The sequence below is a fragment of the Streptomyces chartreusis NRRL 3882 genome, assembly GCF_900236475.1.
In the GTDB taxonomy this organism is placed as follows: domain Bacteria; phylum Actinomycetota; class Actinomycetes; order Streptomycetales; family Streptomycetaceae; genus Streptomyces; species Streptomyces chartreusis_D.
Genome location: NZ_LT963352.1, coordinates 6,163,936 through 6,176,450 on the forward strand (window position 1 = coordinate 6,163,936; position 12,515 = coordinate 6,176,450).

At 73.0% G+C, this 12,515-nt stretch carries 10 protein-coding genes; 7 read left to right on the forward strand and 3 right to left on the reverse strand.

Features of this window, described 5'->3' with window-relative positions; all coding sequences use genetic code 11:
* Window positions 1–236 precede the first annotated feature (236 nt).
* Window positions 237–854 carry an NADPH-dependent FMN reductase gene (locus SCNRRL3882_RS27880; RefSeq protein WP_050810265.1) on the forward strand — a complete coding sequence of 206 codons (618 nt, stop codon included), beginning with the start codon at window positions 237–239 and terminating at the stop codon, window positions 852–854.
* 32 nt (window positions 855–886) lie between these two features.
* Here SCNRRL3882_RS27880 and SCNRRL3882_RS27885 read toward each other — a convergent pair whose 3' ends face one another.
* Entirely contained in the window at window positions 887–1,303 is a 417-nt protein-coding gene (locus SCNRRL3882_RS27885) for a gamma-glutamylcyclotransferase family protein (protein ID WP_010042223.1), read from the reverse strand.
* A gap of 139 nt (window positions 1,304–1,442) precedes the next feature.
* On the opposite strand from SCNRRL3882_RS27885, the gene SCNRRL3882_RS27890 reads away from it, so the two are divergent.
* Entirely contained in the window at window positions 1,443–3,089 is a 1,647-nt protein-coding gene (locus SCNRRL3882_RS27890) for a M4 family metallopeptidase (RefSeq protein ID WP_010042225.1), read from the forward strand.
* Window positions 3,090–3,114: 25 nt separating this feature from the next.
* Here SCNRRL3882_RS27890 and SCNRRL3882_RS27895 read toward each other — a convergent pair whose 3' ends face one another.
* The gene (locus SCNRRL3882_RS27895; protein ID WP_010042228.1) at window positions 3,115–5,331 is read right to left on the reverse strand and encodes a molybdopterin oxidoreductase family protein; all 2,217 of its coding nucleotides are present in this window, start codon (window positions 5,329–5,331) and stop codon (window positions 3,115–3,117) included.
* Window positions 5,332–5,702: 371 nt separating this feature from the next.
* Between SCNRRL3882_RS27895 and SCNRRL3882_RS27900 the strand changes: the two genes are divergently transcribed.
* From SCNRRL3882_RS27900 to SCNRRL3882_RS27910, 3 genes are read left to right on the forward strand one after another with little or no spacing between them, the layout of a single operon-like run.
* On the forward strand, window positions 5,703–7,223 hold the full coding sequence (locus SCNRRL3882_RS27900; RefSeq protein WP_010042231.1) for an amino acid adenylation domain-containing protein: 1,521 nt from the start codon (window positions 5,703–5,705) through the stop codon (window positions 7,221–7,223).
* A complete protein-coding gene (locus tag SCNRRL3882_RS27905; protein WP_010042233.1) occupies window positions 7,220–8,488 on the forward strand; it encodes a membrane protein in 1,269 nt (422 codons plus the stop codon). Before SCNRRL3882_RS27900 ends, SCNRRL3882_RS27905 begins: the two co-directional genes overlap by 4 nt.
* A gap of 21 nt (window positions 8,489–8,509) precedes the next feature.
* A complete protein-coding gene (locus SCNRRL3882_RS27910; protein WP_010042235.1) occupies window positions 8,510–9,277 on the forward strand; it encodes an enoyl-CoA hydratase-related protein in 768 nt (255 codons plus the stop codon).
* An 88-nt stretch (window positions 9,278–9,365) separates the two neighbouring features.
* Here SCNRRL3882_RS27910 and SCNRRL3882_RS27915 read toward each other — a convergent pair whose 3' ends face one another.
* Complete coding sequence (locus SCNRRL3882_RS27915; protein WP_010042237.1) at window positions 9,366–10,064, reverse strand: SanA/YdcF family protein; 699 nt, start codon at window positions 10,062–10,064, stop codon at window positions 9,366–9,368.
* Window positions 10,065–10,279: 215 nt separating this feature from the next.
* On the opposite strand from SCNRRL3882_RS27915, the gene SCNRRL3882_RS27920 reads away from it, so the two are divergent.
* Both SCNRRL3882_RS27920 and SCNRRL3882_RS27925 read left to right on the forward strand, forming a co-directional pair.
* The gene (locus tag SCNRRL3882_RS27920; protein WP_010042239.1) at window positions 10,280–11,065 is read left to right on the forward strand and encodes a sirohydrochlorin chelatase; all 786 of its coding nucleotides are present in this window, start codon (window positions 10,280–10,282) and stop codon (window positions 11,063–11,065) included.
* Window positions 11,066–11,201: 136 nt separating this feature from the next.
* Window positions 11,202–12,479 (forward strand): deoxyguanosinetriphosphate triphosphohydrolase, encoded by a 1,278-nt coding sequence (locus tag SCNRRL3882_RS27925; protein WP_029181343.1) that lies wholly within the window; start codon window positions 11,202–11,204, stop codon window positions 12,477–12,479.
* Window positions 12,480–12,515 lie beyond the last annotated feature (36 nt).

Consider the following 12,515-nt stretch of genomic DNA (forward strand, 5'->3'; position numbering starts at 1 on the left):
CCTTCCGAGGTAACGGGCAGCGAGACGACCCCGCTTTCTGATGGAGCGTCAGAATTGGGGTGAATGGGTGTCAGGGGGAGGTGGGCGGGGTGGCGTTCGTCGGTGTTTGGGCAGGTCACGGGCTGTCGGCGGACCGGTCGCGGAAAAGCGCGGGGCGCGCGTGTGAACGGGTGACCCGGACGCCGCGCGCATCCGCCCTTGACCTCAAGAAAGGTTGAGGTATGAGGCTGTGCCGCATGAACACAGCCGTTACGAACGCACCCGTCCCCGACCCGCCCGCGACCGAGCCCCTCCGGGTGACCCTCGTCGTCGGCAGCAACCGTCACGGCCGCTTCGGCCCGGTCGTCGCCGGCTGGCTCCTCGACCACCTCCAAGGCCGGGACGACCTGGTCGCCGAGGTCGTGGACGTCGTCGACGTCGACCTGCCGACGTCCTTCGAGCCGACCCCCGAGGCGACCGCCGCGCTGTCCGGCGTCACCCCGAAGCTGGCCCGCGCGGACGCCTTCGTGGTCCTCACCCCCGAGTACAACCACTCCTTCCCGGCGGGCCTGAAGAACCTCGTCGACTGGCACTTCGGCGAGTGGCGGGCCAAGCCCGTCGCCCTCGTCTCCTACGGCGGACTGGCCGGCGGCCTGCGCGCCGTCGAGCACCTCCGGCAGGTCTTCGCCGAGCTGCACGCCGTGACGGTCCGCGACACCGTCTCCTTCCACAACGCCGGCGCGTCCTTCGACGACGCGGGCACCCTGCACGACCCGTCCGGCCCGGACGCGGCGGCCAAGGCCATGCTGGACCAACTGGTGTGGTGGGGCCTGGCGTTGCGCGAGGCCCGGGCGAAGCGGCCGTACGCGGGCTGAGCCCGCCCGCCCTCACCCCTGCCCGCCCCCTGTCACCCCCGCGCCCGCCAGTCACCGCCCGCGATCGGCCTCCCGCTGGTCCGGAGCCGGGCGGCGACGGCGGGCGCGGCGACGTACACCCAGGCCCGGACAACCGCTCCGTCCGCGTCGCGCACGACCTTCCGCTCGACGCGTTCGTACAGGCTGCGCGGGTCGCCCGGCACGTAGTCCTCCAGCCGGTCCAGCTCGGCGAGCAGCTCCGCGTACGTCTGAGGGTGTGCGGTCACCAGCTCCCCGCACACGACCCCGCCGCCCGGCTCCTCGACCGCGTAGGGATAGCCCGGCCCCTCGTACAGCACCGCGCCGGAGAGCCGTCCCGGTACCTCGGAGCGGGTGCGGCCGCGCAGGAAGAGGTCGTGGTTGACCTCGCCGGGGCGGAGGGTGCCGTAGACGAAGAAGGGGAGGGTCACAGGAACGATTCTCCACCCTCACACACCTCCACACCGGGCCTATGGACATGACATGTCCGGGCCGCCTTAACTCGCGGTCAACATCAACGCCGCACCCGGTCGACCCCACGCGACCGGGTGCGCCCGTATGAGGAGACCGATGAGTCGGATACGTCACGTCCGGGGGTCCCGTCTCGCCGTCGCGGGGGCGGCCGTCACCGGCACCGCCGCCCTGCTGGCCGCCGCGCTCTCGCCGAACGCCCTGGCGGAGGACCGGCCGACCCGGTCCGACGCGATCGACAGTGCCGAGACGGTCCTCGCCGACCGGGCCGCCGAACTGGGCCTCACCTCGGCCCAGGAGACCAAGGTCCGGGACGTGGTCGTCGACGAGGACGGCACCCGGCACGTCCGCTACGACCGCACGTACCACCGGCTCCCGGTCCTGGGCGGTGACTTCGTCCTCCATCTGCACCCGGACGGCAGCTACCGCGGCACGAGCCGGGCCACGAAGTCCGCGCTCTCCCTCAAGAGCGTCACCCCGAAGGTGAGCGCCCCGAAGGCCGCCGACCTCGCCGCGAGCCTGCTGCGCGCCGCGCACCTCGGCGAGACCCTGAAGAAGCTGACCGCCCGGCCGCGGCTGGTCGTCGACGCCCTGCACGGCGCCCCGAAGCTGGCCTGGCAGACCGACGCGGTGGCGCACGACGGGCTCGGCAACCCGGTCGGGCGCACGGTGCTGACCGACGCGACGACCGGCGACCGGATCGACGCCTGGGACACCCTGGAGTCGGCGTCGGGCGACGGCAAGTCCCTCTACGGCGGAACGGTTCCGCTGGAGACGACGAAGTCCGGGTCGTCGTACCAGCTGAAGGACGCGACGCGGGGCGGCACCTATACGGGCGACGCCGCGAACAAGACGGACCTGTGCCTGCTGACCGTGTGCCTGAACCGGGCCCCCGCGACCGTCTTCTCGGACGCCGACAACCACTGGGCCACGGGTCAGGCCTCCGACCGCGCGACGGTCGCGGTGGACGCCCAGTACGGCACGGACGTCACCTGGGACTACTTCAAGAACGCGCACGGGCGCAACGGCATCGCCGGCGACGGCAAGGGCTCGTTCAACCGCGTCCACTACGGCAAGGACTACAACAACGCCTTCTGGGACGACAACTGCTTCTGCATGACGTACGGCGACGGCGACGGCAAGCAGCTCGGACCGCTGGTGTCGCTGGACGTGGCCGGGCACGAGATGTCCCACGGCGTGACGTCGAAGACGGCGGCGCTGACGTACTCGGGCGAGTCCGGCGGCCTGAACGAGGCCACGTCGGACATCTTCGGCACGCTGGTGGAGTTCTACGCGGACAACGCGAAGGATCCGGGTGACTGGCTGATCGGCGAGAAGGTCGTGCGCTCCGGGCTCGGCCGGGAGGCCCTGCGCCGCATGGACAAGCCGTCGACGGACGGGAAGTCCGCCGACTGCTGGAGCGAGGGGCTGGCCGACCTCGACGTGCACTACTCCTCGGGCGTCGGCAACCACTTCGCGTACCTCCTCGCGGAGGGCAGCGGCGCGAAGACGATCAACGGCGTCGCCCACACCTCCCCGACCTGCGACGGCTCCGCGGTGAAGGGCATCGGCCGGGCCAAGCTGGGCAAGATCTGGTACCGCGCCCTGACGGTCTACATGACGTCCTCGACGGACTACGCGGGGGCCCGTACGGCGACCCTGAACGCGGCGAAGGACCTCTACGGCAGCGACAGCACGGAGCGGAAGGCCGTGGCGGCGGCCTGGAGCGCGGTCAACGTGGGCTGAGCCGCACCGGCACGGACAGGAAAGCCTAGGGCCGCACCGCCTCCAGTCGCACCGCGCACGCCTTGAACTCCGGCATCCGGGAGGTCGGGTCGAGCGCCGGGTTGGTGAGGGAGTTGGCGCGGCCCTCGCCCGGCCAGTGGAACGGCATGAAGACGGTGTCGGGGCGGATGGTGTTGGTGATCCTGGCGGGCGCCACGGCCCGGCCCCGCCGGGACACGACGGCCACCGGATCGCCCTCGGCCGCCCCGAGCCGGGCCGCGAGCCGCGGGTGCAACTCCACGAACGGCCCGGGCGCGGCGGCGTTCAGCTCCGCCACCCGCCGGGTCTGCGCCCCGGACTGGTACTGCGCCACGACCCGCCCCGTGGTGAGCAGCACCGGGTACTCGTCATCCGGTTCCTCGGCGATCGCCCGGTGCGAGACGGGGACGAAGCGGGCGCGTCCGTCGGGGGTGGCGAAACGGTCGAGGAAGAGGCGCGGGGTGCCGGGGTGGGCAGGGTCCGCCGTGTCCCCGGTGGCGGCCGGCGTGTCTCCCGTGGCGGCCGGCCTGTCGTCGGTGGAGGCCGGGCGGCCCGGCGCGCTCCCTTGCGCCCCGGGGCCGCCCGCCCCGTCCTCGGCCCCCGTCAGGCCCTCCGGCTCCACCGCCGGGCACGGCCAGAACACCCCGTTCTCCTCGACCAGCCTGCGATACGTGATCCCCGAGTAGTCCGCGGGGCCGCCCGCGCTCGCTCGGCGGAGTTCCTCGAAGATCTCCTCCGGGTCGGTCGGGAAGCCCTTCTCCACGCCCAGGCGGGCGGCCAGTTCGTGGAGGACCTCCAGGTCGCTGCGGACGCCGTCGGGCGGGGTGATGGCCTGGCGGCGGAGCAGGACCCTGCCCTCCAGGTTGGTCGTCGTGCCCGTCTCCTCGGCCCACTGGGTGACCGGCAGGACCACGTCCGCGAGCGCTGCCGTCTCCGACAGGACCACGTCACAGACGGCCAGGAAGTCCAGGGACTTGATGCGCTCCTCGATGTGCGCGGCACGCGGCGCCGACACCACCGGGTTGGACGCCATCAGCAGCAGCGACCTGACGTCCGTGCCCAGCGCGTCCAGCAGCTCGTACGCACTGCGCCCCGGGCCGGGCAGCGAGTCGGGGTCCACGCCCCACACCTCGGCGACATGCCGCCGCGCCGCCGGGTCGTCCAGCTTGCGGTAGCCCGGCAGCTGGTCGGCCTTCTGCCCGTGTTCGCGGCCGCCCTGCCCGTTGCCCTGCCCGGTCAGGCAGCCGTACCCGGACAGCGGGCGGCCCGCCCGGCCGGTCGCCAGGCACAGGTTGATCCACGCGCCCACCGTGTCGGTGCCCTTGGACTGCTGCTCGGGCCCGCGCGCGGTGAGCACCATCGCCGACTCGGGCTCGCAGAACATCCGTACCGTCTCCCGCAGTTCGGGAACGGACACCCCCGTGATCCGCTCCACGTACTCCGGCCAGTGCGCCATCGCCGCGGCCCTGGCGTCCTCCCAGCCCACGGTCCGCTCCTGGACGTACTCCTCGTCCACTCGTCCCTCGGCGATCACCAGGTGCAGCAGACCCAGGGCGAGCGCCAGGTCAGTGCCCGGCCGGGGCGCCAGGTGCAGGTCCGCCTGCTCGGCGGTCCTGGTGCGGCGCGGGTCGATGACGATCAGCGTGCCGCCGTTCTCCTTCAGCTCGGTGAGGAAACGCAGGGACGGCGGCATGGTCTCCGCGAGGTTCGAGCCGACGAGGATCACGCAGCCCGTCCTGGGGATGTCCTCCAGTGGGAAGGGCAGCCCTCGGTCGAGGCCGAACGCCTTGATACCGGCCGCCGCGGCCGACGACATGCAGAAGCGGCCGTTGTAGTCGATCTGGGACGTGCCGAGCACGACCCGCGCGAACTTGCCGAGCGTGTACGCCTTCTCGTTCGTCAGGCCGCCCCCGCCGAACACGCCGACCCCGTCCGGCCCGTACTCCGCGCGCGTCCGGCGCAGCCCCTCGGCGATCCGGTCCAGCGCCTCGTCCCAGGAGGCCGGCACCAGAGCGCCCTGCTCGCGCACCAACGGCGAGGTCAGGCGCACGTTCGAGGCCAGCACGGCCGGCGCCGTACGGCCCTTGCCGCACAGTGCCCCCCGGTTCACCGGGAAGTCCGTACGCTCGCTCACCTCGACGGTCCCGTCGGGCGCGGGCGTCAGGTTCATCCCGCACTGCAAGGCGCAGTACGGGCAGTGCGTGGGCGTGGCGGTGGTCTGCATACCGTTCAGCCTGCTTCCACCGTGTTACGCCCGGGACGGTTCCCTGTTACGCGGCAGGGACGGCAACCTCCCCGCCACCGCCCCACCGGCGTGAGGCACACGCCTGCCCACCTTCAGGTCGCCGCCGACCGGCACGGACGTTGCCTGTGCGACCAAAAACGTCACATGTGGCTCATTGCTCTCCTTTCTTGGCTGATCCGACCTAGTTGAGTGTTGAAGCAGCCGCACTACGCTCTCGCTACGCGCAGCGCTCGCACGACTCCGTACGGCGTTCGACACCCGGGCATGCCCGCCGCTCACGGCAGCATCCACCTGCGGCTCCGCCGCGTGTGGCCATCCGACACTCGAAACAGCCAGGAGGCCAACCGACCATGCCTCTGCGCCATCTGACCCCCCGTGACCGGCAGCTGTTCCGGCAGTACGGCCGGGGCCCCACCGTCCCCGTCCCCGACCCCCTCCTGCACCACGCCGTCGCCCGGCACGCCGCGGCCACCCCGCACGCCGTGGCCGCCGAGCACCAGGGCGCGCACCTCACCTACGGCGAGCTGGACCGGTACGCCGACGCCCTCGCCGCCCGCCTCGTCCGCGAGGGCGTACGCCCCGGCGACCACGTCGGCCTGTTCGTCCGCCGCTCGATCCCGATGCTCGTCGGCCTGCTCGGCATCCTGAAGGCCGGCGCCGCCTACGTCCCGCAGGACATCGGCCTCGCGCCCCCGGCCCAGCTCACCCACGTCATCCGCACCGCCCGCACCCGGGTCGTCCTCACCGTCGCCGAACACGCCCACCGGGTACCGCTGCCGGACGGCCACCTGCTGCTCGCGCTCGACGAGCCGCTGCCGTACGCCCCGGCCCCGCGCCCGCGCGTCACCGGCGAGGACGGCGCTTACGTCCTGTTCACCTCCGGCACCACCGGCCGCCCCAACGGCGTGAAGGTCACCCACCGCAACGTCGCCAACCTCCTGCTCACCGAGCCGGGCGGCCTCGGCATCCGCCCCGGCGACCGGGTCGCCCAGCTCCTCAACATCGCCTTCGACATGGCGGCCTGGGAGATCCTCGGCTGCCTCACCCACGGCGGCACCCTCGTCATCCGCGGCAAGGACATCGCCGCGGCGGCCCGCACCGCCGACGTGCTGATCGCCACCCCGACCGTGCTGTCGGGCCTCGACCCCGCCGGCTGCCCGCGCGTGCGCACGGTCGCCGTGGCGGGGGAGCCCTGCCCGCGCCCGCTGGCCGACCGCTGGGCCCGGCGGGCCGTCTTCCACAACTGCTGCGGCCCGACGGAGACCACGATCGTCAACACGATGAGCCGCCACGACCCGGCCGCCCCGCTGCTCACCATCGGCCGCCCCACCCCCAACAACACGGTCTACGTCCTCGACGCCGACCGGCGCCCGGTGCCCGTCGGCGAGCCCGGCGAGATGTGGGCGGGCGGCGACTGCGTCTCCGCCGGCTACCTCGGCGACGACGCCCTCAACGCCGAGCGCTACGCCCCCGACCCCTTCCTCGGCGGCGACCGCCGCATGTTCCGCACCCGGGACCTCGGCCGCTGGACCCCCGGCGGCGAGCTGGAGCACCTCGGTCGCACCGACGACCAGGTCAAGGTGCGCGGCTTCCGCGTCGAGCTGGACTCCGTCTCCGCCGTCCTGGAGACGGCCGCCGGCTGCACCCGCGCCGTCACCCTGAAGCGCGACGCCCGCACCCTGGTGTCCTTCGTCTGCCCCGCCGACATCGACCCCGACACGGCCCGCCGCGCGGTCGCGGAGGCCCTGCCGTACTACTGCGTCCCCGAGCAGGTCCTGCCCCTGGCGTTCCTCCCCGAGACCGACCGCGGCAAGGTCGACAAACAGGCCCTGCTGAGCATGCTCGAACAGCGCCTGGCGGTGGCCCGATGACCACGTCCCCGGCCCGGACGCGCCAGGACACGGGCGAGCTCCCGCCGCTCCTGCCCGCCCCCCGCCGCCTGCTCAAGCACCCCCGCCTGATGCACTACAACCGCCTCGCGGCCCTGGTCCTCCTGGCCAACGCGGCGTTCCTGTGGGCCGCGCGGCCCCTGGCCACGCCCACCCTCGGGCACGCCGCCCTCGCCAACCTCGCCCTCGCCGTCCTCGTGCGCCAGCAGTACGTCATCAACCTCTTGTTCCGGCTGGCGACTTCGGCCCCGGTGAGCTGGCCGCTGAAGGTCCGCTGGACGCTCGGCAAGGTGTACCACTTCGGCGGGCTGCACGTGGGCGGGGCGCTGGCCGGGGCGGCCTGGTTCCTGGCCCTGACGGTCGCGGTGACCCGCGCCGGAACGGACCTGCCGCTGATCACGGTGAGCTGGACCCTGGTGGCCCTGCTCGCCCTGATCGTCGCCACCGCGCTGCCGCCCTTCCGCTCCCGCCACCACGACCGGTTCGAGAAGATCCACCGCTTCGGCGGCTGGAGCGCCCTCACGCTGTTCTGGACCCACACCCTGCTGTCCGGCCAGGGACCGGTGCCGCTCGCGGTCCTCGCCGTCGTCACCTTCAGCGTGGCCCTGCCCTGGCTGCGGCTGCGCAAGGTGGACGTCCGCGTCGAACGTCCGTCGCCGCACGTCGCGCTGGCCCGCTTCGACTACGGCGAGACCCCCTTCGCCGGCTCCTCCACCGCGATCAGCCGCAGCCCGCTGACGGAGTGGCACTCCTTCGCCAACGTGCCCGCCCCCGGCCGCTCCGGCTTCCGGCTCACCATCTCCCGCGCCGGTGACTGGACCGGCTCCTTCATCGACGACCTGCCCTCGCGGGTGTGGGTGAAGGGCATCACCACGGCCGGAGTCGCCAACATCGAGGTCCTGTTCAGAAAAGTGGTCTACGTCGCGACCGGCAGCGGCATCGGCCCCTGCCTGCCCCACCTGCTCGCCGCGGAGGTCCCCTCGCGCCTGGTCTGGGCGACCCGCGACCCCCGCGCCACCTACGGCGACGCCCTCGTCGACGAGATCCTCGCCGTCCAGCCGCACGCCCTGGTCTGGGACACCTCCCGGCACGGCAAGCCCGACATGGTGCGCCTCGCCCACGCCGCGTACCGCGACTTCGGTGCGGAGGCGGTCATCTGCATCTCCAACAAGCGGCTGACCTGGCAGGTGGTGCACGGTCTGGAACGGCGCGGCGTTCCGGCGTACGGCGCGATCTGGGATTCCTAACCCAACGTCCAGGGAGCCAGGATGAACCACCTGAAAGTCGAACGGGACGGCCGCGTGGTGACCGTCCGCCTGCACCGCCCGCACGCCCTGAACGCGCTCAGCTCCGAGCTGCTCGCCGAACTCCTCGGCCTCCTCGGCCCGTTGGACCAGGACCCGGAGGTGGGCTGCTTCGTCGTCACCGGCTCGGAGAAGGTCTTCGCGGCCGGTGCGGACATCCGGGAGATGGCCGGCAGGTCGGCCGTCGACATGATGTCCGAGGACTACTTCGCGGCCTGGGAGGACTTCGCGGACCTGCGCACCCCGAAGATCGCCGCCGTGGCCGGCTACGCGCTCGGCGGCGGCTGTGAGCTGGCCATGATGTGCGATCTGGTCGTCGCGGGCGAGTCGGCCCTCTTCGGCCAGCCGGAGATCAAGCTGGGCGTGATACCCGGCATCGGCGGAACCCAGCGGCTGACCCGTCTGGTGGGCCGGGCCAAGGCGCTGGACCTGGTGCTCACCGGCCGCACGATGGACGCCCGGGAGGCCGAGCGCTGCGGCTTGGTCTCCCGCGTGGTCCCCGACGACCGGGTCCTCGCCGAGGCACTGGAAGCGGCGGCGGCCATCGCCTCGTACGGCCGTACGGCGGTCCGGGCGGCCCGCGAATGCGTCGACCGGGCCCTGGAGTCGGGCCTGCGGGACGGCCTCCGCTTCGAACGGCGGGTGTTCCACGCCCTGTTCGCCACCGAGGACCAGAAGGAGGGGATGACGGCGTTCCTGGAGAAGCGCCCCCCGCGCTTCCACGGACGCTGACGGTCACAGGACAGCCGGGGGCGGGACGCCCGCAGCGCGCCGGCCGCGCTCCCGCCCCCGGCCACGTTTTCCTTTCCCCCAGTTCGCGTCATCCGAGCGGCTGTTCGGCCGTGGTCAAGGCCCGCTCCACCCCTGGCTCCCGGGGGCCGAGGAACCGGGGGTCCGGCCGGAACACCGCGTCCAGAGCGGCCTTCCCGGCGGCGAGGATCTCCCGGGCGCCCCCGTAGTACCAGGTCGCGTCATGCACGGCGTCCACGCCCACCCCGTACGACTCGACACCCGCCGCCTCACACAGCGCCACCGCCCGCCGGATGTGGAAGCCCTGGCTGATCAACACGGCCTCGTCCACGCCGAAGATCTTCTTCGCGCGCACGCAGGAGTCCCAGGTGTCGAACCCCGCGTAGTCGCTGACGATCCGCCCGTCGGGCACCCCGTGCCGCGTCAGGTACACCCGCATCGCGTCCGGCTCGTCGTAGTCCTCGCGACTGTTGTCCCCGGTGACGAGCACCACCTCGACCCGCCCCTCGCGGTACAGCCCGGCCGCCGCGTCCAGCCGGTGCGCGAGGTACGGCGACGGCTCCCCGTCCCACAGCCCGGCACCGAACACCACGGCCACATCGGTCCGCGGCACGTCCGCCGCCGTCCGCAGCCGGTCACCCGCGACCACGTACATCCAGGTCGCCGGCAGCAACGCGAGCACGCACCCGGCCATCACGGCCTGCACCAGCCGCCGCTGCCCCCGCCGGGTACGCGGCAGCCGCGGTCTGCGGAACGTCACACGACGCATCGGACGGTCCCTCCCCAGGTCGGCCCCTCGACAGTCAGGGACGTCCTCCCGGGCCGCCCGGTTCATCCGGATACGCGTGACCAGCTTCACTCGTTACACGGAAACCCCAGGTCAAGCCGCCTCACACCGAACCTGTCCCACATCGTGAACCGCTGGAAAACACCCGTGACGCCCACGCAACGGGAAGGCAACGTGCGGCGGCGACCATCGGTGACATGCCCAGCCAGCTCAGCCTCGTCCCGCCGCCCGCCACGCGCCGCCCGGCCCCGCCCGCTCTCGTGGTCGTGGCGCACGGCAGCCGCGACCCCCGTGCGCTGAGCACCGTCCGCGCGCTCCTGGACCGCGTCCGCGCGCTCCGCCCCGACGTGCCGGTGCACCTCGGGCACATCGAACTGAACGCCCCCCTGCTCCCCGACACGCTCGCCGCCCTGGGAGACACGGAGGCGGTCCTGGTCCCCCTCCTCCTCAGCCGCGGCTACCACGTCAAGCAGGACATCCCGGAGATGGCCGCGGCCGCCGGGGCCCGCACCCACCTGGCGGCCCCCCTGGGCCCGCACCCCCTCCTGGTGGACGCCCTCCAGGCCCGCCTGACCGAGGCCGGCTGGCCCACGCACATGGACGAGGCGACCCGCCGCACCAGCGCCGTGATCCTCGCCGCCGCCGGCTCCCGCGACCCGGACGCCAAGACGGACACCGGCCGCACGGCCCACCTGCTCGCCGCTCGCCTGGGCGTCCCCGTCATCCCCGCCTACGCCTCCGCGGCGACCCCGACGGTCCAGACGGCCGTGCGCACCCTGATCGCGCGGGGCCGCCACCGCATCGCCCTGGCCTCCTACTTCACGGCCCCCGGACGCTTCGCCACGGAGTGCGCCCAAGCGGCCCCCTGGATCGCAGCGGCCCCCCTCGGCACCCACCCGTCGATGGCCCGGCTCCTCCTGCACCGCTACGACGAGGCCCTGGCAACCCGGGCTTTCGAGGAACCAGCACTGGCATCGGCCTGAAGGTGGCGCGGGGCTGTATTCGATATGCGGCTCCGCCGCGTGGGCGCGACAAGCCACACTCAACCCGCACCCGCCACACACCCGCACCCGGCAAACGCTCAGGCACACAGCACACCCGGGCCCGTACTGTCGACACATGGCAGGCACCTCACAAACCCCCCCGGCCTACGACCCGACGTCGGTCGACCGCTGGGCCCCGGAACCAGACAAGCGCCCCGGCCGCACCGCCTTCCAGCGCGACCGGGCCCGAGTCCTGCACAGCGCCGCCCTGAGAAGACTCGCCGGCAAAACCCAAGTGGTGACGCCCGGCACCATGGGCCCGGCCTGGGACGCCAGCCCCCGCACCCGCCTCACCCACTCCCTCGAATGCGCCCAGGTCGGCCGCGAGCTGGGCGCGGCCCTCGGCTGTGACCCGGACCTCGTGGAAGCCGCCTGCCTCTCCCACGACCTCGGCCACCCCCCCTTCGGCCACAACGGCGAACAGGCCCTCAACGAGTTCGCGGCGGACTGCGGCGGCTTCGAGGGCAACGCCCAGTCCCTCAGGCTCCTCACCCGCATCGAGCCCAAACGGTTCACCCCCGAAGGCTCCGTCGGCCTCAACCTCACCCGCGCCGCCCTCGACGCCGCCACCAAGTACCCCTGGCCCCGTGGCGCCCACCCCACCGACCCGGCGTCCCGCAAGTTCGGTGTCTACGAGGACGACCGCCCGGTCTTCGACTGGGTCCGCAAGGACGCCCCCGGCACCCGCATCTGCTTCGAGGCGCAGGTCATGGACTGGTCCGACGACGTGGCCTACTCGGTGCACGACGTGGAGGACGGCCTGCACGCCGGCCACATCGACCCGAACTGCCTGCACGCGGAACCCGAACGGCAGGACGTCTTCCAGGTCGCCCGGGACCGGTACGTACCGGCGGACACCGACCCCGCCGAACTCGCCGAGGCCCTGGACCGGCTCCTCGCCCAGGAGTGGTGGCCGCACGGCTACGACGGCACCGCCGTCGCCCAGGCCCGGCTGAAGGATGCCACCAGCCAGCTCATCGGCCGCTTCTGCCTGGCCGCCGAGACCGCGACCCGCACCGCGTACGGCACCGGACGGCTCACCCGGTACGCCGCCGAACTCGTCGTCCCGCGCGGGACCCGGATGGAGTGCGCCGTCCTCAAGGCCGTCGCCGACCTCTACGTCATGCAGCGCGCCGAGCAGGAACGCCTGCGCGCCGACCAGCGCGTCGTCGTCGCCGAACTGGCCGAGGCGCTCACCGCCCGCGCCCCGGACGGCCTGGACCCGCAGTTCCGCGCGCTGTTCGACCGGGCGCCGGACGACCGGGCCCGCAAACGGGTGATCGTCGACCAGATCGCCTCCCTCACCGACACCTCCGCCCGTTCGCTTCACGCCCGTCTGACGGGGCACGCATGAAACTGGCGGGAAACAGCAGACGGCACACGGGAAACA